Here is a 24,638-nt window from a genome sequence, read left to right on the forward strand (position 1 = left end):
GGGGCGCCGGTGCTCGAGTGGGCCGACGGGCAAACCGGAAGCCGTTCGAACTGGCCTCCGGGGTACGACATCGGAATCTGGAGGATCGATGCCGTCGTGAGGCGCCCGGGAGGCAGTTGGGAAGGGGGAGTTGTGCGCGCAGAGCAGGAGGCGCTGAGTGGTCTCACACGCTGGTTCGAAAGGCGCCACGGGGAGTCGCACCGTGCCGGAGAGATGGACTGGACGTGCCGCCCGTACCTCGACGTCCTTCTCCGCACGGTTCGAAATCAGAGAGGTGGATCCTCCTACTTGGTCAACGGCGACCGCGTGGAGGAGCTCAAGCTGCTGCACACGACGCTGGAAGACGCGTACGCGCGCGTGATGGGGTGAGCCGTCGCAGGACGGGACTGCCTGGGCCCGGTTGGAGTCAGCAGCCGCGCTGCTCCCGCGACGGCGTGCCGGGGGCATCGAGGTCCCAGGCCCGGGTGTACGTCCAGTGCGACGGCTCGTCCACGCACGTCGCGGCGAAACCGTAGCGCCAGCCGTTCTCCACCATCCACTGCAGGGCGCGCGCGGTGGGACGCAGGTCCACGCTGAGGCCCCAGCCGTGCTCGCTGGTCCCGGGGGTGGCTGCGGGACCGCCGTCGCAGCTCGAGCCACGTCGGCGGGCCACGACCTGCTGCGCCTGGTAGCTCCGGTAGGAGTCGTCCACGCTCAGGAGAGCGCCCTGCCGCGCGGCGGCGGCGCGCATGCGGACGAAGGCCTGCGCCGCCATCACGTGCAGGCGGTGCGGGCCCTGGGCGATGCCGGCCAGTTCGACGGCAGGCAGGTTGCCGTTGCGGAGCCCGGTCAGCACCACGGGCACCTCCGTCACGAGGCGTCGTTGGCGCCCGGCGGGGCGCACGAGCCTCGGCGGTGCCGGTGTGGCCTCCGCTGCTCCCGGCTCCTCGATCGTCGGCGTCGTCGCGCGAGGGGCTGCCGCGGCCCGGGGTGTCGCGTCGACCGTCGAGGGCGATCCCGCCAGGACCTCAGCTCTCTCGAGGAAGCCCTCCTCGAAGGGGCTGGGCATGTCCGTCGCCAGCTGCGCCAGCCACCGCGCGTGCTCGTCGTTGTCGAGGGAACGGTGACGCGACGACCCGACCTTGCCGCCGCGCCGACGCGTCAGCGTCCTCAACGTCACCGTGAGGGAGGGGGCTGCGCGGTGGCGCCCCGTGGCTGGTCTCGGCATGTGCTGCCCCTCCATCTCGAGCGGGTGGCTGCATCGGCGTCCGCGGGTCTCCCCGCAGTCCACGGCCTGCGTGCGGTCCGGGCGTCACGTGGCCCGGCGCTCACCGCTCGGCGTCGATCCTGGAAGGCGACGCCTGCCGCGGATCTTCGCCCGAGCGTACGTGCGTGACCGGGCCAGGCGCAGGAAGTCGCACCGGTTCGCCCGCAGATTCGCTCTGCTGCAGCGGATCGAGTACGGAGCGGTGCAGAACGTGACAGTCTGTGAGCTCTCCTCGTCCGCAGTCGAGCGCCGTCGGCGAAGGCCCGCGCGCGGCCTCAGGTGCGGGCCGGCACCGCAGCAGTCCGCACCAGCCATCCGCCGCCCTCGCCCAGCAGCAACGGCCAGTCCTGGTGGAGGAAGTGCCGCACCATCAGCTCCTGCAGGCCGTACTCGCGCACCACCGTGCGGACGGCGGCGCCGAGCGGCTCGTCCTGGTTGTGGTCGAGGACCAGCAGCGTCGGCACGGACACCGCGATCTCGGCGCCGACGCCGGTGCGCACCCAGCGCAGCGTCGCATCCTCCTCGTGGGGCTCGAGGTCGTGCAGGTCGAGGACGAGGTGCAGGCCCTCCAGGGCCGCGACGTCGCCGGCGGGGTCCAGCACCGCGAGCCCGGAGCCGGTGAGCCAGTCCAGGAAGTGCTCGGCCTCCCCGCCCAGCTCCGCGCGGACCTCGGACACCGCCACGCCGCGCGCCAGGCGCCGCAGCTCGTCCGCCTCGGCGGCGTCGAACTCCACCGCGTCGTCGCCCTGCTCGACGATGCAGACCGGCCGGCCGTCGACGTCGCTGCGCAGCGGTTCGCCGTCCGCGCCGTGCGTGGTGACCCGGCCGACGAGGTAGAGGGTGCCCGGCGCGCGGGGCACCGGGATGGCGCCGTCCCGCGCCGGGGCGGGCACCGGCAGCGGCGGGAGGGCCCGTCGTTGCGCGCGGGCGACCGGGTGTGAGTGGCGGCCCATGATCCTCCTGGCTGCTGCGGTGGCAGTGGGGTGGGGGAGGGCGCACCGGACGGTCTCGCCGGCGGGTCCCTGGCGCGGCGCAGCATGCCAGTCCCCGGACGCCCTGCGCCCGTGCAGGGGCGGTTCCGCCGCAGGAACCACGAGATGGATGCAGCGGTGCAGCGCAGCGCCATCACCCGCTGACGCAGTGCTGCCACCGGGCCGCGGGACGGCGTCGCCGAAGGCAGGCTCCGCCGCCGCAGCCGCCGGGCCCCGGCGCCTGCCCGCCGCGATCCGTAGGATCGACGCGGCCGGGAGCGTCGCCGCCTCCGGCCGGGCCCCGCCCGTGCGCGGGCCCGACAGTCCTGCGCACCGCGCAGGAGGACCGACGGAAGGACAGCACCCGTGCTCCGCACCCACGAGGCCGGCACCCTGCGCGCCGACGCCGCAGGCACCACCGTCACCCTGACCGGGTGGGTGGCCCGCCGCCGCGATCACGGCGGGGTCGCCTTCCTCGACCTGCGCGACGCCTCCGGGGTCGTGCAGGTGGTCGTGCGCGACGAGGTCCTCGAGCGCCGCGGCGCCCACGAGCTGCGCAACGAGTACTGCATCCGCGTCACCGGCACCGTCGGCGCCCGCCCCGAGGGCAACGAGAACCCCGCCATCCCCACCGGCGCCATCGAGGTCAATGCCGAGGACCTCGAGGTGCTCTCCGAGGCCGCGCCGCTGCCCTTCCAGGTCGACGAGCACGTGCAGGTCGGTGAGGAGGCGCGGCTGCGCTACCGCTACCTCGACCTGCGCCGCCCCGCCCCGGCCGCCGCGATGCGCCTGCGCAGCGAGGCCAACCGCGTCGCCCGCGACGTGCTGCACGCCCACCGCTTCACCGAGGTGGAGACGCCCACCCTGACCCGCTCCACGCCTGAAGGTGCGCGGGACTTCCTCGTCCCCGCCCGGCTGCAGCCCGGTTCCTGGTACGCGCTGCCGCAGAGCCCGCAGCTGTTCAAGCAGCTGCTCATGGTCGCCGGCCTGGAGCGCTATTACCAGATCGCCCGCTGCTACCGCGACGAGGACTTCCGCGCCGACCGGCAGCCGGAGTTCACCCAGCTCGACATCGAGATGAGCTTCGTCGAGCAGGACGACGTCATCGCCCTCGCCGAGGAGGTGCTGGCCGCGCTGTGGGGGCTCATCGGCTACGAGCTGCCCCGGCCGCTGCCGCGCATCACCTACGCCGAGGCGATGGACCGCTACGGCTCCGACAAGCCGGACCTGCGCTTCGGCGTGGAGCTCGTCGACTGCACGGAGTACTTCTCCGACACCACCTTCCGGGTCTTCCAGTCGCCGTACGTCGGCGCGGTCGTCATGCCCGGGGGCGCCTCGCAGCCCCGCAAGCAGCTCGACGCCTGGCAGGAGTGGGCCAAGCAGCGGGGCGCCCGCGGCCTGGCCTACGTCCTCGTGGGCGCGGACGGGGAGCTCGGCGGTCCGGTCGCGAAGAACCTCAGCGACGCCGAGCGCGCCGGGATCGCCGCCCACGTCGGCGCGCAGCCCGGCGACTGCATCTTCTTCGCCGCCGGTGCCCGCACCTCCTCCCGCGCCCTGCTGGGCGCGGCCCGCGGTGAGATCGCCCGCCGCTGCGGCCTCGTCGACGAGGACGCGTGGGCCTTCACCTGGGTCGTCGACGCGCCGATGTTCGAGCGCGCCGACGAGTCCGACGACGTCGCGGTCGGCACCGGCGCGTGGACGGCGGTGCACCACGCCTTCACGTCCCCGAAGCCGGAGCACCTGGGCACCTTCGACACCGACCCCGAGAGCGCGCTGGCCTACGCCTACGACATCGTCTGCAACGGCAACGAGATCGGCGGCGGCTCGATCCGTATCCACCGCCGCGACGTGCAGGAGCGCGTCTTCGCGGTGATGGGCATCGACGAGGAGCAGGCGCGGGAGAAGTTCGGCTTCCTGCTGGACGCCTTCTCCTTCGGCGCGCCCCCGCACGGCGGCATCGCGTTCGGCTGGGACCGCATCGTGGCGCTGCTCTCGCGCAGCGAGTCCATCCGCGAGGTCATCGCGTTCCCGAAGTCCGGCAACGGCTTCGACCCCCTCACCGCGGCGCCCGCGCCCATCACCGCGCAGCAGCGCAAGGAGGCGGGGGTGGACGCGAAGCCCGTGGTGGCACCCCCGGCGTCGTGACGCCGGCACCGACGGCGGGGCGAGGGCGGGACCCGGGGTGGGTCCTGCCCGGCCTGCTCGCCCTGCCGTCGGTGGTGCTGGCCGCGCTCGTGGCACTGGCCTGGCCGCCGCTGCTGGCGCTCGAGCGGGCGGTGACCGGCTGGGCGGTGGGCCTCGCGGTGGCGAACCCCGAGCTGGCCCGGGCCGGCCTGCTCGTCGAGCACGTCACGGAGCCGGCCGTCTGGTGGGCGGTGGCGTCGCTGGTGGCGCTGCGCGCGGTGCTGCGCGGTTCCGCGCACCACGTGCGGGTCGTCACCGTCACCGTCCTGGTGGCCGGCCTCGCCTCGCCGACCGCCAAGTCGCTCGTCGGCCGGGCCCGCCCCGCGCTGGAGGGCGCCGTCACCACCGCCTCCGGCGGCGCCTACCCCTCCGGGCACGTGCTCGCGGCGGTGGTGGTCGGCGGCTGCGGCTGCCTCGTGGGCGCCCGCCTGCTCCGGCCCGGCCCGCCGCGCGCCCTGCTGTGGTCGGCGTGGGCGTGCCTCGTGCTCGTCGTCGCCTTCGACCGGCTCCTCGTCGGCGCCCACTGGCTCAGCGACACCGTCGGCTCGGTCTCCCTCGGGTGCGCGCTGCTCGCGGTGACCGCGGCCCGGCTGCGGGTCAGCGGGTCAGCAGCACCTGACCGGTGCTCCACACGAACGTCAGCGTCCCGCCCTGGAAGTCCTGCCGGACGCCACCCGGCACCGGGTACTCCCCGGAGCGGGGGAAGCCGAGACGGCCGCCCTCCCAGCCGAGGGAACCCCAGGCACCACGGAGAGCGCCCCTGACGACGTGCGCGCCGGTCGTGGGCGACCAGTAGATCGAGCCGCCCTGGAAGGCCGTGAAGGCGCCGCCGCGCACGGCCCGCTCCCCGGTGACGGGGTAGCCGAGCACGCCGTTCTCCCAGCCGGTCGAGCCGTAGCGGTCCAGGACCGCGCCGCGGACCTCGTGCGCCCCGGTCGCGGGGCTCCAGTAGACGAGCCCGCCGCGGAACGCCTGCACGACGCCGCCGCGCAGCGGCACCTCCTCACCCACGGGGAAGCCGAGCGGGGAGCGCTCCGCCCGCTGCGCCCACCAGGTGTCCCGGATCGCGCCGGTCACGATGCGCGCACCGCCGGCGGGGCTCCAGTAGATCGAGCCGCCGTCGAAGTGCGAGACGGCACCACCGGCGAGCGCGACCTCGTTGCTGCGCGGGGCCCCGAGCGGCCCCGCGGTCAGGCCGGCGGCGCGGTAGCGGTCCAGGATCGCCCCACGCACGTTGTAGGTGGCGCCGCCCACGGGCACGTCCACGGAGCCGTCGGGGCGCGCCCCCGGCGCCCCGCCGCCGTCGACGCGCACCTCGACGCGGGCGGAGCCGCGGTCGGCGGAGATCGTGGTGATCCGCACGCGCCCGCCCGCGGTGGTCAGCGTGGCGCCGGGTGCCAGGACGCGGTCGTAGTCGATGGTGCGGGGCCCGACGAACTCGGCGCGGGGGTCGCGCACGCTGCCCGGCGTCGGGTCGAGCAGCACGGACTCGCCGTCCACGCCCAGGCGGGTGACGCGCACGCCCAGCGGCCACCAGAGCGCCGGGACGCTCCCGGCGTCGGCGTGCCCGCGCAGCTCCACGAAGTAGGTGGCGCGGGAGCCCGGGTCGAGGACGCGCAGGCCGTAGGTGCGCCCGTCCCCGGCCACCGGCAGCGCCGCGACGTCGTAGGTGCCGGAGGCGGTGACCGGCCGGACGGCGCCGGGGTTGAGGCCGAGGCGGTCCACGGCGAGCGCGCCGGCGCTGCCGATGGCCTCCCACGTCGTGCCCATCAGGTCCAGTTCGTCGCCGTACTCCTCGAAGCGGGCCGCCTCCCCGGTGCCCGCGCAGCCGTACCTGCCGCGGCCGGCGCCGGTGGGGACGACGTCCTGGCTGCGCGCGCAGTCGGCGGTGTTGGCGTGCAGCAGGCCCATCCCGTGCCCGAGCTCGTGGGCGAAGCCCCGGGGCTCCAGCACCCCCATGAAGGACACCGCTCCCGAGTTCACGTCGCGGCCGACGATGGAGAACCCCGCGCTGCACGTCTCCGTCGACCGGTCGGGCGCGACGATGACGACGTAGTGGCCGCTGCCCTGCAGCCCGGGGGCGCCCGCCCGCTGGCCGGCTTCCTGCAGCAGCTCGAACCCGTTGCAGTCGTGCGCGGACTGGTACCAGGGCACGACGCCGGTCACGGCGAAGGTGATCCGGCCGCCGGTCTGCTGGCTCCAGTACTCGCTCGCCTCCGCCACCATGCCCCGGGCCTGTGCCTCCGTCTTCGGCTGCGCGTCCTGCGGCACCCCGGCGGGGACGGCCATCACGATGCGGACGCTGCGGGGCCCCTGCGCCGGGGTCGCCGCCACCTCCGCGGGCAGTGCCTCCGCGGCGGCGACCGAGCGGACCCGGAGCACGTCGGAGCCGGAGTCCTCGACGTGCAGCGCGACCTGCGAACCGGGGGGCAGGGCGTCGACACCGGGGCCGGTGAGGCGCCGCACCCGCTCGCCGGTGGACAGGTAGGTGGCCGTGCCGTCGACGACCTGCCCGTCGCCGTGCGCGTGGTCGCCGTGGTCGCCGGCCCGAGCCCCGGAGGCGGCCTCGGCGGGGGCCTCGGCCACCGCCCGCACGACGGTGCCGCGGACGAGGTCGCCGGTCGCGGCGGGCGCTGCCGGCACCGGCAGGGCGAGGGTCCCGGCGCTCGCCAGGACGGCGGCCAGGATGCGGGAGGGGCGGCGCACGAGTCGGAACTCCTCGGTTCGGGAACGGTTCCCGAGGAGTCTCGCCACGCTGGGGCGGCCGGATCGTCGCAATCCGTCACGGCTCACCCGACCGGCTCCGCCCGTCCGGCCCAGTCGGGGAGCAGCCCTGCGCCGGGAGTGTGACGGGCGCGAGGGGCGGAGCGCCGGGCCGCCCGGGTGCCGTTCCGCCCCCGCGCCGTCAGCCGTCGCGGCGCTCGCCGTGCGGCGGCCGGGAGAGGCGCCGGCTGCTGAGGGCGTGCTCGCGGACGAAGCCGAGGCGGGCGTAGAGGCGGCGGGCCACGTCGTTGTCGGCGTACATGCCCAGCGTCACCGCGGGGGCGCCCGCCGCCAGCAGCCGCCTCGTCAGCGCCGCGGTCACCGCCGCCCCCAGGCCCCGGCCGCGCTGCACCGGGTCCGTCGCCACGGACGCCAGGTGCGGCACCCCGGGCACGTTCTCGGTGTGCGCCGCGCACGCGACCAGCCGTCCCGCGCCGTCGCGGATCCCCGCCCAGCCCAGCACCCCGGGCCGCCCCGGCCGCGCGCTGTGGCGGGGGCTGGCCCGCTGCAGCAGCGCCGCGACCTCCGCCCGGACGGCCGCGTCGTCGGGCAGCGCCACCACGCGGCCCTCGCCCGGCTGCGGCTGCGGCTGCTGCCGCGTCCAGAACCAGTCCCAGTCGTCGCCGTCACCGGCCTGCGGCGGCAGGGCCGCGCCCCGCGTCATCGTCACCCAGCCCACGTCTGCGCCCAGCAGCGGCACGACCTCCGCCACCAGCGGCCCCACCGCCTCCGGTGCGCCGAGGGCCGTCAGCGTGTGCCCGCCCAGCCCCGGGGGACGCGGGCGCAGGAACGCCCACGCGCCCCGGCCGGCCCAGCCCCGCACCGGTGCGCCGCCGCCCGCGCCCGGGTCCAGCTCGAAGCGCACGAACGGGTCGTGGCCGCTGGCGGCGAGCAGGGCGGCGCGGTCGCTGACGGGGCGGACCCTGCCCCCGACGGCAGGACGGGATCGGTGCACTCCAGCAGCCAACCAGGCGGTTACCGTGACCGGCGTGGCGGACCTGTTCAGCTCCGAGGACGCGGGCGACGACCTGGGCGCCGGACCCGACGGCGCGGTCCCGCCGGCCGTGCTGTCCGGGGCTCCCCTGGCGGTGCGGATGCGCCCGCGCACCGTCGACGAGGTCGTCGGCCAGCAGCACCTGCTCACCGAGGGGTCCCCGCTGCGCCGTCTCGCCGCCGGCACGGACCTCGGCCGGGCCGGACCCGCCTCCGTCGTGCTGTGGGGGCCGCCCGGCACCGGCAAGACGACCCTGGCCCACGTCCTGGCCCGCTCCGGCGGCCGGCGCTTCGCTGAGCTGTCGGCCGTCACCGCCGGCGTGAAGGACGTCCGCCGCGTCATGGAGGACGCCCGCGACGCCCGCGACCTGCACCGGCGCCAGACCGTGCTGTTCCTCGACGAGATCCACCGCTTCACCAAGGCCCAGCAGGACGCCCTGCTGCCGGGCGTGGAGAACCGCTGGGTCGTGCTGGTGGCGGCCACCACCGAGAACCCCTCCTTCTCCGTCGTCTCGCCGCTGCTCTCGCGCTCGCTGCTGCTGACGCTGCGCCCGCTCACCGACGACGACGTGCGCGGCCTGCTCGTGCGGGCGGTCACCGACCCGCGCGGCCTCGACGGGGAGGTGGAGCTGAGCGAGGAGGCCCTGGAGCACCTGGTGCGCCTGGCCGGCGGCGACGCCCGGCGCGCACTGACCTGCCTGGAGGCCGCGGCCGGGGCGGCGTTCGCGGAGCCCGCACCCGAGGGGGAGCCCCTGCGCGTCACCCTCGCCCACGCCGAGCAGGCCCTGGACCGGGCCGCGGTGCGCTACGACCGCGCCGGGGACCAGCACTACGACGTCGCCAGCGCGCTCATCAAGTCCATCCGCGGCTCCGACGTGGACGCCGCTCTGCACTACCTGGCGCGGATGGTGGAGGCGGGGGAGGACCCGCGCTTCATCGCACGCCGGCTGGTCATCTCCGCGTCGGAGGACGTGGGGATGGCGGACCCCACGGCGCTGCAGACGGCGGTGGCGGCCATGACGGCCGTGGCCTCGATCGGGATGCCGGAGGGGCGCATCGTGCTCGCGCAGGCGGTCGTGCACCTCGCCACGGCGCCGAAGTCGAACGCCGCCTACCTGGCCGTCGACGCCGCCATCGCCGACGTGCGGGCGGGACGGGGCGGGGCGGTGCCGGCGCACCTGCGTGACGCGCACTACTCCGGCGCCACCCGGCTCGGGCACGGGCGGGGCTACGTCTACGCCCACGACGCCCCGCGCGGGGTGGCCAGCCAGCAGTACCCGCCGGACGAGCTGGTGGGGCGCGACTACTACCTGCCCACCGACCGCGGCCACGAGCGGGACCTGCGCGAGCGCGTGGAGCGTCTGCGGCGGCTGGTGCGGGGGAGCTGACCCGGGCCGCACGCGTCGTGCGAGCGTGGCGGGGACGTTCGGCCGGGCGCCACCGGCGTGTCGTCGGCGCAACGTCCCCGCGCGCGGGTGGCCCGGCCTTGGTGGGGACGTTTCGCCGCGTGTCGGCGGCGTGTCGTGTGCGCAACGTCCCCGCGCGCACCGTGTCACGGTCGCCACGCCCCACCCGCGACCCATCCGCGTCCGCCGGGCGGCAGCGCGAGGGCGCGCCGGTGCCCCGCCTGCAGCCGCGCCACGGCGCGGGCGCGGTCCGGGCCGAGGTCGGTGCTCACCGCCCGCACCACCACCAGACCGTGCGCCTCGAACAGCTCCTCCCGCACGTTGTCGCGCCCGTGCTGCCCGAGCTCGCGGTGGTGCGCGCCGTCGTACTCCGCGACCAGCCCACTGCCCGGGTCCAGCAGGTCGGCGACCCCCAGCAGCCGCCCTCGCCGGTCCTCGATCCGCTGGTTGACGAGGGGCTCCGGCAACCCCGCGTCCAGCGTCCACAGCAGCCGCAGCCGCGTCTCACCCGGCGACAGCACGCCCTCGCGCGACAGCTCCAGGGCGCGCCGCACCTGGGCGGCCCCCTCCCAGCGGCGGCGCTCCGAGGCCAGGCCCAGCACGTCGGCCCGCGGCAGCAGCTCGTGGCGCAGCAGCAGGTCCGCCGCCGCGGTCGCCTCCCGCACGGAGCCCGCCCAGCGCAGCACGTCGAAGGCGGTCCGGGCCGGGGTGGTGACCCGCACCCCGGCCCGCTGCTGCACCTCGTGCGGCGGCAGGTGGCTGGCCGAGAGGCGGATCCCGGGGCGGCGGCGCAGCGCGTGGCCGTGCCCGACGCACAGCGGCACCGGCAGCGGGCACCCCTGGGCGTCCTCCCCGTCGACGCCGGCTGCCCCGTGCAGGAGTGCCGCGGCCCAGCCCCCGACCGCCCCGTGCGGCGGCAGCAGCGCGGCGGCCTCGCGCACCCGCTGCGCCGCGTCGAGCGGCACGCCCGCCCAGGTGCGCACCCCGCGGTGGGGCCGTCGCCACAGCGGCGAGCGCAGGTCGTGGCGGGTGAGGTGGCGGTCGAGGAGCGCCGCGGTGCGGTGCGGCCGGTTGTAGGTGTCGTCCACCTGCGCACCCTCGGGCGGGTCGTCGCCGGGAGCGGGGCGTGCGCCCGCGGATGTGGACGGGGCCACGCCCGGAGCCCGCTGTGGACCCCCAGCCGCGGGCGGGGACGTTCGGCCGCGCGACGCCGGTGTGTTGCCTGCGCAACGTCCCCGCGCACCTCGCGCCGTCACCCGGGCGGGGACGTTCGGCCGCGCGACGCCGGCGTGTCGCCTGCGCAACGTCCCCGCGTCGCCGGCGCCGCGTCCCCGCCGACCGGGCGCCCGGGGGCGGGGTAGGGTCGCAGGTCGTGCCCGCGCCGCCGGGGCAGCACGCCGCCTGAGGAGGACGACGAGGATGCAGACCGCCGAGATCCGTCGGCGCTGGCTGGAGTTCTTCGAGCGCAACGGGCACACGGTCGTGCCCAGCGCCTCGCTGGTCTCCAACGACCCCAGCCTGATGTTCACCGTGGCGGGGATGGTCCCCTTCATCCCGTACCTCACGGCCCGCGAGCCCGCGCCGTACCCGCGCGCCACCAGCGTGCAGAAGTGCCTGCGCACCCTCGACATCGAGGAGGTCGGCAAGACCAGCCGGCACGGCACGTTCTTCCAGATGAACGGCAACTTCTCCTTCGGCGACTACTTCAAGGAGGGGGCGATCGGCTTCGCGTGGGAGCTGCTGACCTCCTCCGTGGAGGCCGGCGGCTACGGCCTCGACCCGGAGAAGCTCTGGGTGACCGTCTACCTCGACGACGACGAGTCCGCCGGGCTGTGGAAGCGCCTGGCGGGCCTGCCCGAGGAGCGCATCCAGCGCCGGGACAAGAAGGACAACTACTGGCACACCGGGCAGCCCGGGCCGGGTGGGCCCTGCTCGGAGATCTACTACGACCGGGGCCCGGCGTACGGGCGCGAGGGCGGCCCGATCGCCGACGAGGACCGCTACATCGAGATCTGGAACCTCGTCTTCATGCAGGAGATGCTCGGCGAGGTCCGCTCCAAGGTCGACTTCGACGTCCTCGGTGACCTGCCGGCGAAGAACATCGACACCGGCATGGGCCTGGAGCGCCTGGCGTGCGTGCTGCAGGGCGTCGACAACATGTACGAGATCGACGAGGTCCGGCCGGTGCTGGACCGGGCGGCGCAGCTGTCGGGGCGCCGCTACGGGGCGGTGCACGCCGACGACGTGCGCCTGCGGGTGGTGGCCGACCACGTGCGCAGCGCCCTGATGCTCATCGGTGACGGCATCACCCCGTCGAACGAGGGCCCGGGCTACGTGCTGCGCCGCCTGATCCGCCGCGCGGTGCGGGCGATGCGCCTGCTGGGCGTGGAGGACCCGTGCCTGCCGCAGCTGCTGCCGGTCTCCCGGGACGTCATGAAGCTGTCCTACCCGGAGCTGGCGGCGGAGTTCGCGCGCATCTCCTCCGTCGCCTACGCGGAGGAGGAGGCGTTCCGCCGCACCCTGGTGCAGGGCACGCAGATCTTCGACTCGACGGTGCGGGAGCTGAAGGCGTCGGGCGGCTCGGCGCTGTCGGGGGAGCGGGCCTTCGCCCTGCACGACACCTACGGCTTCCCGATCGACCTGACGCTGGAGATGGCCTCGGAGGCCGGGGTCGGGGTCGACGAGGACGGCTTCCGCCGGCTGATGGCGGAGCAGCGGGACCGCGCGAAGGCCGACGCCCGCGCGAAGCGCTCCGGCGGGGTGGACGTCACCGTCTTCCGCGACGCGCTGGCGAAGCACGGTCCGACGGACTGGCTGGCGTACACGCACCTGCGCACGGAGTCGCGGGTGCTGGGCCTGGTCAGCGGCGGCGAGGGCGTGGCGGCGGCCGGCCCGGGCGAGATCGTGCACGCGATCCTGGACCGCACCCCCTTCTACGCGGAGTCCGGTGGCCAGAACGCCGACGCCGGTCACCTGGTGTGGGACGGGGGCCGCGCCGAGGTGCTGGACGTGCAGCGCCCGGTGAAGAGCCTCGTGGTGCACCAGGTGCGCGTCCTCGACGGGGAGCTGGCGGTGGACACCGCGGTGGACGCGGCCGTGGACGCGGAGTGGCGGCTGGGGGCCTGCCAGGCCCACTCGGGCACCCACGTCGTGCACGCCGCGCTGCGCGACGTGCTGGGGCCGTCGGCGCTGCAGTCGGGCTCCTACAACCGGCCCGGCTACCTGCGCCTGGACTTCTCGTGGACGCAGGCGCTGACGCCGGAGCAGCGCGCGGACGTGGAGCGGGTCTCCAACGAGGCGGTGCGCAACGACCTGCCGGTGAGCGCCCGCTACATGACGCTGCCGCAGGCGCAGGAGTTCGGTGCGCTGGCGCTGTTCGGCGAGACGTACGGCGAGCAGGTGCGCGTCGTGGAGGTCGGCGGCCCGTGGTCGCGGGAGCTGTGCGGTGGCACCCACGTGGCGCACAGCTCGCAGATCGGGCCGCTGGTGCTGTCGGGGGAGTCCTCGGTGGGTGCGTCGGTGCGCCGCGTGGAGGCCATCGTCGGCCTGGAGGGCTACCAGTACCTGGCCCGGGAGCGGGACCTGGTGCGCCAGCTCGCGGACGTGCTGAAGACGCCGCGGGAGGACGTGGTGGGCCGGGTGGAGGCGATGGTCGCCCGGCTGCGCGACGTGGAGCGGGAGATCGCGAAGCTGCGCGCGGGGCAGGTGCTCGCGGCGTCGTCGTCGCTGGCGTCGTCGGCGCGCGACGTGTTCGGCGTGGCCTACGTCGGTCACGACGCCGGGGACGCCTCGGCCGACGACGTCCGCACGCTGGTGCTGGACGTGCGCGGGCGGATGCCCGCGGACCGGCCCGCGGTGGTGGCGGTCACGGGCGTGGCGAAGGAGCGCCCGGTGGTGGTCATCGCCACGAACGAGGAGGCCCGCCGCTGGGGCGTGAAGGCCGGCGAGCTGGTGCGGGCGGCCGCGAAGGTCCTCGGTGGGGGCGGCGGCGGCAAGGACGACGTGGCGCAGGGCGGCGGCCAGGACGCCACCAAGGTGCCCGAGGCGCTCGCGGCGGTGGAGCACGCCGTCGGCCAGCGCGTGACCGGTGCGGCCTGAGGCGCGGCGGGTGAGCGCACGCGCCGGCCGTGGGTCGCGGTGCCCGGGGCGCCGCGCGTGAGGCGGGGCGTGCGGGTCGCGGTCGACGTCGGCAGCGTCCGGGTCGGGGTGGCCGCCTGCGACCCGGACGGCTACGTCGCCTCGCCGGTGGGCACGCTGGCGCGGGACGAGAAGTCCCGCAGCGACCTGCGCGAGCTCGCCCGGGAGGTCTCGGAGCGGGCCGCGGTCGAGGTGCTGGTGGGCCTGCCGCTGTCGATGAACGGCTCGGAGGGGCGTGCCGCGGCGCTCGTGCGTACCTATGCGGAGCAGCTTGCCGCTATGGTCGCGCCCGTGCCGGTGCGCTTGGTCGACGAGCGCCTCAGCACGGTGGGTGCCCACCGCTCCCTGCACGAGTCGGGCCGCAAGGGCCGCAAGCACCGGTCCGTCGTGGACCAGGTGGCGGCGGTGTGGTTCCTGCAGGGCGCGCTGGACGCCGAGCGCACCTCCGGTCGCGCACCCGGTCGGGTGCTCGACACGGCGGTGCCCGACGACGACGCTGACCGGGGAGCACGTCCAGGTGGCACGGATGCCACCCGCACCGATGACGGTGGCGTGCCCGGCGCAGGGGAGGGAACGAGCACGTGATGGATCTGACGGACCTGCCCGGGGCGGTCGAGGCGTCGCAGCGGCGCCGCCCGCCTCGGCGCGGGCGGACCGTGCTCGTCCTGACGGTTGCGCTGGCGGTGGCGGTGCTGGGGGCCGTGCTGGCCTGGAGCACGCTGGGACCGGTCGTGGCGCGGCTGACGGCCAGCGACGACTACGACGGCACGGGCACCGGCACGGTGGACGTGCGCATCGTGCAGGGCGACACCGGCCGGGCCATCGGCGAGCGGCTGCAGGAGGCGGACGTGGTGAAGTCCGCCGCGGCGTTCGTGCGGGCGGCGGCGGAGGAGCCGCGCTCGTCGGGCATCCAGCCGGGCACGTACCGGCTGCGCCACCAGATGTCGGCGGCGTCGGCCGTGGCGCTGCTGCTGGACCCCGGGTCCCGCCAGACGACGCGCCTGACGGTGCCGGAGGGCCTGACCGTGGCGCAGGTGCTCGACGTGGTGTCGAAGCAGACGCCCATCCCGCGCGAGGAGCTGGAGGCGGCGCTGCAGGACCCGGCGCTGGGCCTGCCGCCGGCGGCGAACGGGCAGGCGGAGGGCTTCCTCTTCCCCTCGACGTACGAGGTGGAGCCGGACTCCACCGGCCTGGAGGTGCTGCAGAAGATGGTGCAGCAGTCCACGGCGGTGCTGGCGCAGCTGCAGGTGCCGCCGGAGCGCGTCCGCGAGGTCGTCATCCGGGCGAGCCTGGTGGAGAAGGAGGCCCGCTCGCCGGAGGACATGGCGCGGGTGGCGACGGTGCTGGAGAACCGGCTGGCGCGCGGCATGCGCCTGGAGCTGGACTCCACCGTCAACTACGCCAGCGGCGGGGAGAAGATCACCACGACGCAGGAGCAGCGCGACTCCGACTCCCCGTACAACACGTACAAGATCACGGGGCTGCCGGCGGGGCCGATCGCGAACCCGGGGGAGGCGGCGCTGCGTGCGGTGCTGCAGCCGGAGCCGGGACCGTGGTTGTTCTTCGTGACGGTCAACCCGGACACGGGCGAGACCCGCTTCACGGACTCCTACGACGAGCACCTGCGCAACGTGGAGGAGTTCCGCAGGTGGCTGCGGGCGCAGGAGTCGTGACGGGCGGGGCGGGGCGCCGGTGAGGGCGGCGGTCTGCGGATCGCCGATCCGGCACTCGCTCTCACCCGTCCTGCACACCGCCGCCTACGAGGCGCTGGGGCTGGCGGACTGGTCCTACGGGCTGCTGGAGGTCGACGAGCAGCGCCTGCCCGAGGTGGTGGGCGCGCTCGACGCCTCCTGGGCGGGGCTGTCGCTGACGATGCCGCTGAAGGAGGCGATCGTCCCCCTCGTCGACGAGGTGAGCGACTTCGCCCGGGCGGTGGGGTCGGTGAACACGGTGGTGGTCCGGCCCCGTGCGGGCGGCGTGGCGGGGCGGGCGGGGGTGCGGCTGCTGGCCGAGAACACCGACGTCGAGGGCCTCGTGGTGGCGGTGCAGGAGGCGGCGCCCGGCCTGCCGGCCGGCGGGGTGCAGCGCGGTGTCGTCCTCGGGGGCGGTGCGACGGCGCGCTCGGCGCTGGTGGCGCTGCTGCGGCTGGGCTGCCCGGAGCCGGTGGTGCTGGTGCGGAGCGAGCACCGGGCGGGGGAGCTGCGGGCGGTCGCTCCACGGCTGGACGGCCGGGTGCGGGTCCTGCCGTGGAGCGAGGTGGCGGTGGCCGCGGCGGCCGACGTCGTGATCTCCACGGTGCCGGCCGGGGGTTCCGCGGCGGTCGCGGAGCAGGTGCTGGCGGGACGGTCGACGGCGGGGGACCCCGCGCGCTGGCCGTTGCTGGTGGACGTCGTGTACGCGCCGTGGCCGACGCCGTTGGCTAGCGCGTGGCCGGGTGAGGTGGTGGGCGGCTTCGAGATGCTGCTGCACCAGGCCGCGGCGCAGGTGCGGCTGATGACGGGCCTGGAGCCGCCCGTCGAGGCGATGCGCCGGGCCGGGGCGTCGGCGCTGACCGAGCGGGCCGAGGGGCGGGCCGGCTGAGCCGGACGGGTCACCGCTCCTTCCGGGGTGCAGGCGCCCTCAAGGTGGTGCGCGAGCGGGCCGATGCCTTCCCGTAGGCGCCGAGGTGCGGCGCCGCTCCGTGAGGGGGAACGCGTTGATGACGAGTCGCTGCGGCACCACGCCGGCGTCCGCCACCGGGTCGCGATCGTCCGCTGGGGCCGTGTCGAGGAGGCCGAAGTGAGCGACGTCCCGCAGCCCCTGCCGCGCCCGGAGCGCGACGTGTCGCAGCTGCTGGAGCGCGTGCGCCGCAACGGCGTCCCGCAGCAGGCGCACGCCCCGCAGCCGCAGGCGTACGGGCAGCCCGCCTACGCCCAGCCCGCCTACGCACAGCCCGCGCCCGCGCCGGTGCCGGGTCTGGCGCCCGCTCCGGTGCCGACGCTGGCGCCCTCACCGCTGGCCGCGCCCGCCGCTGCCGCCGCGCCCGCCGCGACCGCGCACGAGGCGCCGCGCCACTCCACCGGGGCCGAGGACGTGGTGTCGCTGCGCGTCGACGACGTGCTGGAGGCGGCGCTGGAGCTGGGTGCCTCCGACATCCACCTGACCACCGGCAGCGCGCCGATGGTCCGCCTCTCCGGTGAGCTGCACCCGCTGGAGAACTTCCCGGAGCTGCGGCCCGAGGACCTGCAGACGATGCTCTACGCGATCATGACGCAGAAGCAGCGGGAGACGTTCGAGGCGAACCTGGAGCTGGACTTCGCCTACGCCCTCGCCAGCAAGTCCCGCTTCCGCGTGAACATCTACCGCCAGCGCGAGTCCCTCGGCGCGGCGCTGCGGCGCATCCCGTTCGACATCAAGCCGCTGGAGGACCTCGGCGTCCCGCCGGTGGTGGGCAGCTTCTCGCAGCTGCAGCGCGGCTTCGTGCTGGTGACGGGCCCCACCGGTTCGGGCAAGTCGACGACGCTGGCCGCGGTGGTCGACATGGCCAACCGCACCCGCCGCGACCACATCATGACGGTGGAGGACCCGATCGAGTTCCTCCACAAGCACAAGAGCTGCCTGGTGAACCAGCGCGAGGTGGGGGAGGACACGAAGTCCTTCGCCAACGCGCTGAAGCACGTCCTGCGCCAGGACCCCGACATCATCCTCGTCGGCGAGATGCGCGACCTGGAGACGATCTCCGTGGCGCTGACGGCCGCCGAGACCGGTCACCTGGTCTTCGGCACCCTGCACACGCAGGACGCCGCGCAGACGATCGACCGCATCATCGACGTCTTCCCGGCCAACCAGCAGCAGCAGATCCGCGTGCAGCTGGCGAGCGCCCTGCAGGGCATCGTCTGCCAGACGCTGGTGAAGCGCGCTGACGGTCGAGGCCGGGCGGTCGCGACCGAGGTGCTGGTCGCCACGCCGGCGATCCGGAACCTGATCCGCGAGGGCAAGACGCACCAGATCGGCTCGGCCATGCAGGCCGGGGCGCAGTTCGGGATGCACACGCTCGACCAGCACCTGGCCGAGCTGGTGCGCACCCGGCAGATCACCTTCGAGGCGGGCCTGGAGAAGGCCCACGCCGCTGACGAGTTCCGCCGGCTGACCGGCCGGATGTGAGAGGGACCACCTGATGGCAACCGCGACGAAGCCGGGCGCTAAGCCGGCTACCCCGAAGTCGCTCGGCGGGACGTTCGCGTACACCGCGCGCGACCGCAGCGGCAAGATGGTGAAGGGCACCCTGGAGGCGCCCTCGCAGGACGCCGCGGTGCAGCGCCTCGTCGGGACGGGCGTGACGCCGGTCTCGGTGACGGCGGTCAAGGCGAGCACGGGTCTCCAGATGGAGATCAACCTGCCGGGCAGCAACCGCGTGAAGCTGAAGGACCTGGCGCTGATGTCGCGGCAGTTCGCGACGATGGTGTCCTCGGGCCTGACGCTGCTGAAGGCGCTGTCGATCCTGTCGGAGCAGACGGAGAGCAAGCGGCTGGCGCAGGTCCTGGCGGAGGTCCGGGCCGAGGTCGAGACGGGCACGTCGCTGTCGACCGCGCTGTTGAAGCACACGGACGTCTTCCCGCCCCTGATGATCAACATGATCAAGGCGGGCGAGGTCGGCGGTTTCCTGGACCGGGTGCTCGTGCAGATCGCGGAGAACTTCGAGGCCGAGGTCAAGCTGCGCGCGAAGGTGAAGTCGGCGATGACCTACCCGGTCGTCGTGTTCGTCATCGCGATCGTCTCGGTGGCGGCGATGCTGCTGTTCATCGTGCCGATCTTCGCGAAGATGTTCAGCGACATGGGCGGCACGCTGCCGCTGCCGACGCAGATCCTCATGTGGCTGTCGACGGCCCTGCGCTATAGCGGGCCGTTCATCGTCGTGACGGCCATCGTCGTCCCGATCGTCTGGAACAAGATCAAGGACAAGCGGAAGGTGCGGGAGGTCGTCGACCCGCTGAAGCTGAAGATGCCGATCTTCGGCTTGCTGGCGCAGAAGATCGCGCTGAGCCGCTTCACCCGCAACCTGGGGACGATGCTGCGCTCCGGCGTGCCGATCCTGCAGAGCCTCGAGATCGTCGGCAACGCGGCAGGCAACGTGGTCGTGGAGCGGGCGACCCTCGCGGTCATGGAGAGCGTGCGGTCGGGCAACAGCCTCGCCGGCCCCCTCGCCGAGCACAAGATCTTCCCGCCGATGGTGGTGCAGATGATGTCCGTCGGTGAGGACACCGGCGCGCTGGACTCGATGCTGCACAAGATCTCCGACTTCTACGACCAGGAGGTCGAGGCGACGACGGAGGCCCTGACGAGCCTCATCGAACCCCTGATGATCGCCTTCCTGGGCGGCATCATCGGCGCGATGATCGTCGCCATGTACATGCCGATCTTCGGGGTGTTCGAGCTCATCGAGTGACCGGTGTGCAGCCTGCACAGCAGCGCCCTGCGACAGCGCCCCACGGGACCGTGGGGCGCTGTCGTGCGTCCGGGTCGGCGCTACCGGCGCTGCGCCGACCGGGTGATCCGCCTCCAGGGAGTCAAGGTTCCGCGGGAGGGGGCCGATGCATTGAGTACATGAGCCGCCACACCGACACCGGTGCGCGACCCGCGAGCGGCTCCGGGACTACCTGAAGGGGAGCATCGAATGCTCGCTCGCATCCGCAAGTCGATGGAGGACAAGGACCAGGGCTTCACCCTGATCGAGCTCCTCGTCGTCATGATCATCATCGGCATCCTGTCGGCCATCGCGATCCCGGTCTTCCTGAACCAGCGCAAGAAGGCCGTCGACTCCAGCATGAAGTCGGACCTGAAGACCATCGCCACGACCATCGAGACGAACTTCACGGACCTCCAGCAGTACCCGGCGTCCATCTCCACGACGGGCAGCGACACGACCGTGGGCTGGACCACCACGCCCGTTGTCAACGAGGTCGTGAAGACGTCGCAGGGCAACGAGTTCACCTACACGCTGTACCCGGGTGGCAACTCCTACTGCGTCCTGGCCAAGCGCCAGCCCGGCGCCCCCGCCTCTTCGCAGGAGTGGGTCTACAAGAGCGCCGCGGGCGGCCTGCAGCCGATGGCCGTCACCACCTGCTGATCTACGCCACACCGAACGGCCCGCGAGCTCCGGCTCGCGGGCCGTTCCGCTGTTCGGGCGAGCCCGTCACCCTCCCGGGTGTCGACACAACGCTGAGTGCTCAAGCAGTCGGGTCGACCGACCGATCATCGAAGAGCAGGCGCACCCTCACCGGTAGGGGGCGGACGATGGAGGGGGAGCCGTGCACGACACGTGTCGGACGAGGCGCGACGACGGGTTCTCCCTCGTCGAGGTCATCGTGGCCCTGGCGCTGCTCGGGGCCGTGCTCGCCGGGGTCGCGACGCTGTTCCTGAGCGGCATGCGCACCACCACCAACCTCGACCGCCGCCAGATGGCCGTGACCGTCGCCGGCCAGCAGATGGAGCTCGTCCGCAGCGTCCTGCCCCGCACCGAGGGTTCCGTGAGCGCCCTGGTCCGCGGGCGGACGGCGGCCGCGGTCGACGCGAGCTGGAACGCGGCTCCCACAGACTTCCAGAGGGCGACGGGCAAGGCCAGCGATCCCGCGGCCCTCGCGGGGGCAACGCCCGTCGTTCCGTTCGAGACGCCTGTCACGCTGGACGGCACCAACTACACGGCGCGGACCTACATCGGCACGTGCGAGCGCCAGGCCGCGACCCCCGACCGGTGCAGCGCGCCTGCCGGAGCGACGCCCGTCGCGCCCTGGCTCTACCGTGTCGCGGTCGTCGTCACCTGGACGGAGAAGGGCGAGACGACGTGCGCCGCCGGCAACTGCGAGCACGTCCTCACCACCCTGATCGACCCCACGAAGGACCCGGTCTTCAACACCGGGCCCCCGACGCCCGTCGCCAACCCGGACAGCGTCTCCATCGCGTACAAGACGGCGACGAACATCGCGGTCCGCAGCAACGACCGGCACGCCGCGCTCGCCTCGGTCGAGGTCCTGACGACGGACGGCAACGGCACCGCGACGGTCACCGCCGACAACCGGGTCCTCTTCACGCCCAAGGCGGGCTTCGCCGGTGATGCGGTCTTCACCTACCGCCTCCACCTGGAGACTCGGGTCTCCGCGCCCGCACTGGTGACGGTCGCGGTGGCCCAGCCCGTCTTCGTCGTCGGCGGCGAGTCGGCAACCGTCGCGCGCAACCAGCCGGTGTCCTTCGACGTCCTCGCCAACGACACGATCGACGGGCTTCCGCCGGGAACCGGCACGACCGTCGAAATCGTGTCGGCGCAGAGCGGCAGCGCATCGGTGGCGGGCGGGACCGTGACGTTCACCCCCGCGTACGACTTCGTCGGAACAGCCACCTTCAAGTACAGGCTGGTCTACGACGGCTTCCGCTCACCTGAGGCCACTGGTGTCATCACGTACTTCCTGCCCCCGTTCAAGGTGGCCGACGACTACTTCAGCCTGGTCCGCAAGCACAACAGGAACTCGATCACCATCGACGTCCTCCGCAACGACACCTGGGCCGGCCTCCGGGTGAAGCTCGTCGTCGTCAACCAGCCCCCGGAGGGCTTCGTCACGGTCAACAGCGACGGCACCTTGACCTACACGACGAAGAACCCCGGCTGGAACGGGATCGACGTCTTCACGTACGAGGTCGAGGACGACACCGGCCGCCGTGCGCGGGGGATCGTGTACATGGAGGTGACGAAGGAATGAGGGTGATGAAGCCGCTCCCCGAGCGGCGTGACGGCGGCTTCACCGTCGTCGAGCTGGTGGTCGCCATGAGCATCTTCACAGTGATTTTGGCGATCTTCATGGCCGGCGTCGTCTCCATGACCAAGTCCACGGTCAAGGCGCAGAACACCAGCGACGAGTCGGCGCAGGCGCGGAAGATCTTCCAGACCTTCGACCACCAACTCCGCTACGCGGACGCCGTCAACTGGCCCAACCAGGCCGCCGACGGATACTGGTACGTCGACTTCAGGACCCGCGCCACCGTCGCCGGCGCCCCCAGCGAGTGCGTCCAGTTCCGGCTCAACACCGCGGAGAGGACGCTGGAGCGGCGCGCCTGGAAGGTCGCACCCACGGTCACGGCACCCCCGTGGTCCACCGCCGCCTCCTGGGTCGGCCTCCCTCCGGCGGGCACGGCACCCTTCAAGCTCGAGGTGACCAGCGCCGAGCACCAGCACCAGCGGCTCACGGTGGACCTGTCGGTCTCCCGCAAGTCGGGCCAGCCGGGTACGAGGCTGCACTCCACGTTCGTCGCCCGCAACACGACGCCCATGACCCGCACGAACGACCCGGCCCCGAGTGCGGCCGTCTGCACGGAGGTCCCGCGCGCATGAGAACTCCGACCGGAACCGCGGGGAGCCGCGGGCGAGACGACGAAGGCGGCGCCCTGCTCGTCGTCGTGATGGCGATGCTCGTCGCGACCTCCTTGGGCATCCTCATCCTCGGCGTCGTGCTGGCGCAGGCGCGCCCCACCGCCTTCGCCCGCAAGAACGTCAGCGCGGCGAGTGCCGCGGAGGCCGGCTTCAGCGCCGCGCTGAGCCAGCTCCGCACCGCGACGAGCGTCACCGCCCCGGGGGTCATCGAGGGGGATCGGGAGCTGCTGCCGTGCGACCCGTCCACCCACAGCGCGACGATCACGGGCCAGGTGAGCGGCTCGGCCAGCGCGCCGCGCTACGAGGTGGACGTCCGGTACTTCATCCAGGATCCCGCTCACCAGTCGGAAGCGTGGCGCGACGCGAACAGGCTCGAGTGCGACCCGGTCGGCGGGCCGGTGCGGGTTCCGCACTACGCGCTGTTGGAGTCCGACGGCATGGGTCCCGGCCCGGCCACGGCGGGGGACCGGAAGGTCGAGACGGTCTACGAGTTCCAGCTCGAGAACCGGAACACGAGTGGTGGTCCCATCCACCACGGGGACGGGAACGCCCTCAATCCGGTGCGATGCCTCGACGCGGGATCTGCGGCGCCGGCGCTCAGCACCATCCTGACGGTGCAGAGCTGCGTCGTCGGTGCCGCGCAGCAGAAGTTCGCCTGGCAGAAGGACTACTCCATCGTGCTGACCTCCACGCAGGGTGACCCCTCGCGTCCGGAGCTCTGCGTCACGGCCGACCCGAGCGGTCCGGTCGGTGCCTACGCCCATCTCGCCAAGTGCGACGGCACCTTCAAGCAGAAGTGGGGCTTCAGCAACCACAGGCACTTCTACGCGCTCCCCCGCTACTCCCTGAGTGTGAAGGACGCAAGCGACGCGCGATGCATGGATGCGGCTGGGGTCGTAGGAGCGCAGGTGACCCTGACTTCTATGTCCGTGTCACCCACCGTGGGCCAGTGCGTCAACGGGGAGCAGCGGAGGAAGTGGTCCCCCGAAGCGATCACCGGCTCCGGAGGAGTCGGGGACAACGGCCCGACCCTCGCGGACGTCGCCGACAAGGAACTCCAGTGGGTCAACTACCTCGAGTTCGGGCGCTGCATCGACGTGCCGAACCGCAACATCAACAGTCCGTCTGCGCAGCCGGAGCTGATCCTCTACCCGTGCAAGCAGGACCCCCGCGCGAAGATCGACGCGGAGGGCGACCCCCAGTGGAACCAGACGCTCATGCTGGATTCGGCGTCGAGCACCATCTACACATGGCACATCAACCAGGGGTTCAAGGGGACGTTCAAGCAGGCTCGAGACGGTGGCGGCAGCAGGGTTTGCCTCACTTCGCCCGGGTCCTCGGGAGGCTTCGTGTGGCTCTCGTCCTGCGTCACGGGATCGACGACGCAGCAGTGGACGGTGAAGCGAGAGACGGGTCGGATCAGCGACAGCTTCACCATCGTGGACCGCGCGGGGCGGTGCCTGGGCAACGGCGCCGTCGCGAGCCACTCCCCCTACCCCGCGCCCGTCGTCGAGGCGTGCGTCCCCGGCGACCCGGGGCAGAAGTGGAACGCCCCGCCGGGCGCCGTCCCCGCAGCGCTCCAGGGCACCCAGGAGATCTACGGTGGCTGATGCGGGCGCCGTGACTGCCGCGACTCCCGTCGTCGCCGCACTCGTCGGACTGCTCATCGGCTCCTTCCTCAACGTGGTGATCCACCGCGTGCCGAGGGGGGAGTCGGTGGTCCGCCCGGCCAGCCGCTGCCCCGGCTGCGGCCACGCCGTACGCAGTCGGGACAACGTGCCCGTCGTGTCGTGGCTGCTCCTGCGCGGGCGCTGCCGGGACTGCGCGGCACCGATCAGCGTCCGGTACCCGCTCGTCGAGTTCGGCACCGGCCTGCTGTTCGGTGCCGTCGCGTGGCTCGTCGGCCCGTCCTGGGCGCTGCCGGCGTACCTGTACCTCGCCGCGATCGCCGTGGCGCTGACGATGATCGACCTGGACGTGCAGCGGCTGCCCGACGCCATCGTCAAGCCGTCCTACGTCGTGGCGGCCGTCCTGCTCGCAGCGGCCAGCGCGGCGACGGGGGACTGGGGCGCGATGCTGCGCGCCGGCATCGGCTGCGCCGCCCTCCTCGCCCTCTACGCCCCGCTGTGGCTGTTCGGGGGGATGGGTCGCGGCGACGTCAAGCTCGCCGGTGTCCTCGGCCTGTACCTGGGCTGGTGGAGCTGGGAGGCGCTCGTCGTCGGCGGGTTCGCGGCGTTCGTCCTCGGCGGCGCCGTGGGTGTCGCCCTCATGCTCCTCGGCCGCGCCCGGCGCCGCACGAAGGTCCCGTTCGGCCCGTCCATGCTCGCGGGTGCGCTGCTCGCACTGTTCGCCGCGGCACCCGTCGCGTCCTGGTACCTGGGCGTCGTCGGCCTCGCGCCGCCGGCGTAGGCACGTACCCACCCGCACGTCAACTTCGGGCGGTTCCAGACCTCAAGTGGGGTCCGGAACCGCCCGATCCCTTTCCTGAGGGACACCAGCAGGTGTCCGCCGGACCACCGGAACCACATTCCCAGGACTAG

The 24,638-nt window shown here is 73.9% G+C and carries 19 protein-coding genes and 1 pseudogene; 15 read left to right on the plus strand and 5 right to left on the minus strand.

Going from position 1 to position 24,638, the window contains the following annotated elements; translation table 11 throughout:
- Positions 1-132: 132 nt before the first annotated feature.
- Positions 133-369 (plus strand): hypothetical protein, encoded by a 237-nt coding sequence (locus tag CLV92_RS21375; protein WP_104432372.1) that lies wholly within the window; start codon positions 133-135, stop codon positions 367-369.
- A 37-nt stretch (positions 370-406) separates the two neighbouring features.
- On the opposite strand, the gene CLV92_RS08420 is transcribed toward CLV92_RS21375, so the two are convergent.
- Both CLV92_RS08420 and CLV92_RS21380 read right to left on the minus strand, forming a co-directional pair.
- Positions 407-1,207, minus strand: a complete 801-nt coding sequence (locus CLV92_RS08420; protein ID WP_158257171.1) for a M15 family metallopeptidase — start codon at positions 1,205-1,207, stop codon at positions 407-409.
- Positions 1,208-1,521: 314 nt separating this feature from the next.
- The gene (locus CLV92_RS21380) at positions 1,522-2,199 is read right to left on the minus strand and encodes a hypothetical protein (RefSeq protein WP_158257172.1); all 678 of its coding nucleotides are present in this window, start codon (positions 2,197-2,199) and stop codon (positions 1,522-1,524) included.
- A 384-nt stretch (positions 2,200-2,583) separates the two neighbouring features.
- Here CLV92_RS21380 and aspS point away from each other — a divergent pair, with 384 nt between their 5' ends.
- Both aspS and CLV92_RS22350 read left to right on the plus strand, forming a co-directional pair.
- Positions 2,584-4,362: an aspartate--tRNA ligase gene (gene aspS, locus CLV92_RS08430; RefSeq protein ID WP_104432374.1), complete on the plus strand. Its 1,779-nt coding sequence runs from the start codon at positions 2,584-2,586 to the stop codon at positions 4,360-4,362.
- Positions 4,359-5,165, plus strand: a complete 807-nt coding sequence (locus CLV92_RS22350) for a phosphatase PAP2 family protein (RefSeq protein WP_104432375.1) — start codon at positions 4,359-4,361, stop codon at positions 5,163-5,165. Before aspS ends, CLV92_RS22350 begins: the two co-directional genes overlap by 4 nt.
- Before the next feature lie 10 nt (positions 5,166-5,175).
- Here the strand turns inward: CLV92_RS22350 and CLV92_RS22355 are convergent.
- Positions 5,176-6,690, minus strand: a pseudogene (locus CLV92_RS22355) (LGFP repeat-containing protein); the annotation flags it as partial.
- A 616-nt stretch (positions 6,691-7,306) separates the two neighbouring features.
- A complete protein-coding gene (locus tag CLV92_RS08445) occupies positions 7,307-8,119 on the minus strand; it encodes a GNAT family N-acetyltransferase (RefSeq protein WP_104432377.1) in 813 nt (270 codons plus the stop codon).
- A gap of 34 nt (positions 8,120-8,153) precedes the next feature.
- Between CLV92_RS08445 and CLV92_RS08450 the strand changes: the two genes are divergently transcribed.
- Entirely contained in the window at positions 8,154-9,545 is a 1,392-nt protein-coding gene (locus CLV92_RS08450) for a replication-associated recombination protein A (protein WP_245886580.1), read from the plus strand.
- Between the two features lie 164 nt (positions 9,546-9,709).
- Here CLV92_RS08450 and CLV92_RS08455 read toward each other — a convergent pair whose 3' ends face one another.
- The gene (locus CLV92_RS08455) at positions 9,710-10,651 is read right to left on the minus strand and encodes a hypothetical protein (RefSeq protein ID WP_104432378.1); all 942 of its coding nucleotides are present in this window, start codon (positions 10,649-10,651) and stop codon (positions 9,710-9,712) included.
- Between the two features lie 331 nt (positions 10,652-10,982).
- Between CLV92_RS08455 and alaS the strand changes: the two genes are divergently transcribed.
- The 11 genes from alaS to CLV92_RS08510 all read left to right on the plus strand — a co-directional run bounded on the left by alaS (position 10,983) and on the right by CLV92_RS08510 (position 24,507).
- Complete coding sequence (alaS, locus tag CLV92_RS08460; RefSeq protein ID WP_104432379.1) at positions 10,983-13,661, plus strand: alanine--tRNA ligase; 2,679 nt, start codon at positions 10,983-10,985, stop codon at positions 13,659-13,661.
- A 69-nt stretch (positions 13,662-13,730) separates the two neighbouring features.
- Positions 13,731-14,285, plus strand: coding sequence for a Holliday junction resolvase RuvX (gene ruvX / locus CLV92_RS08465; RefSeq protein ID WP_245886582.1), 555 nt, complete (start codon positions 13,731-13,733; stop codon positions 14,283-14,285).
- Positions 14,285-15,373: an endolytic transglycosylase MltG gene (gene mltG / locus CLV92_RS08470; protein ID WP_104432381.1), complete on the plus strand. Its 1,089-nt coding sequence runs from the start codon at positions 14,285-14,287 to the stop codon at positions 15,371-15,373. The genes ruvX and mltG overlap by 1 nt, the downstream gene beginning before the upstream one ends.
- Positions 15,374-15,392: 19 nt before the next feature.
- Complete coding sequence (locus tag CLV92_RS08475) at positions 15,393-16,280, plus strand: shikimate dehydrogenase (protein ID WP_104432382.1); 888 nt, start codon at positions 15,393-15,395, stop codon at positions 16,278-16,280.
- A 198-nt stretch (positions 16,281-16,478) separates the two neighbouring features.
- The gene (locus tag CLV92_RS08480) at positions 16,479-17,843 is read left to right on the plus strand and encodes a type IV pilus twitching motility protein PilT (RefSeq protein ID WP_245886584.1); all 1,365 of its coding nucleotides are present in this window, start codon (positions 16,479-16,481) and stop codon (positions 17,841-17,843) included.
- A gap of 13 nt (positions 17,844-17,856) precedes the next feature.
- Entirely contained in the window at positions 17,857-19,125 is a 1,269-nt protein-coding gene (locus CLV92_RS08485) for a type II secretion system F family protein (RefSeq protein WP_104432383.1), read from the plus strand.
- A 228-nt stretch (positions 19,126-19,353) separates the two neighbouring features.
- The gene (locus CLV92_RS23055; RefSeq protein WP_342762277.1) at positions 19,354-19,806 is read left to right on the plus strand and encodes a type IV pilin protein; all 453 of its coding nucleotides are present in this window, start codon (positions 19,354-19,356) and stop codon (positions 19,804-19,806) included.
- A 181-nt stretch (positions 19,807-19,987) separates the two neighbouring features.
- Entirely contained in the window at positions 19,988-21,430 is a 1,443-nt protein-coding gene (locus CLV92_RS08495; RefSeq protein WP_104432384.1) for an Ig-like domain-containing protein, read from the plus strand.
- 5 nt (positions 21,431-21,435) lie between these two features.
- Positions 21,436-22,059 carry a PulJ/GspJ family protein gene (locus CLV92_RS08500; protein WP_158257173.1) on the plus strand — a complete coding sequence of 208 codons (624 nt, stop codon included), beginning with the start codon at positions 21,436-21,438 and terminating at the stop codon, positions 22,057-22,059.
- Positions 22,056-23,708, plus strand: coding sequence for a ricin-type beta-trefoil lectin domain protein (locus CLV92_RS08505; protein WP_104432386.1), 1,653 nt, complete (start codon positions 22,056-22,058; stop codon positions 23,706-23,708). The genes CLV92_RS08500 and CLV92_RS08505 overlap by 4 nt, the downstream gene beginning before the upstream one ends.
- Positions 23,701-24,507: a prepilin peptidase gene (locus CLV92_RS08510; protein WP_245886585.1), complete on the plus strand. Its 807-nt coding sequence runs from the start codon at positions 23,701-23,703 to the stop codon at positions 24,505-24,507. Before CLV92_RS08505 ends, CLV92_RS08510 begins: the two co-directional genes overlap by 8 nt.
- Positions 24,508-24,638: the final 131 nt, after the last annotated feature.

It is taken from the genome of Kineococcus xinjiangensis (genome assembly GCF_002934625.1).
In the GTDB taxonomy this organism is placed as follows: Bacteria; Actinomycetota; Actinomycetes; order Actinomycetales; family Kineococcaceae; genus Kineococcus_A; species Kineococcus_A xinjiangensis.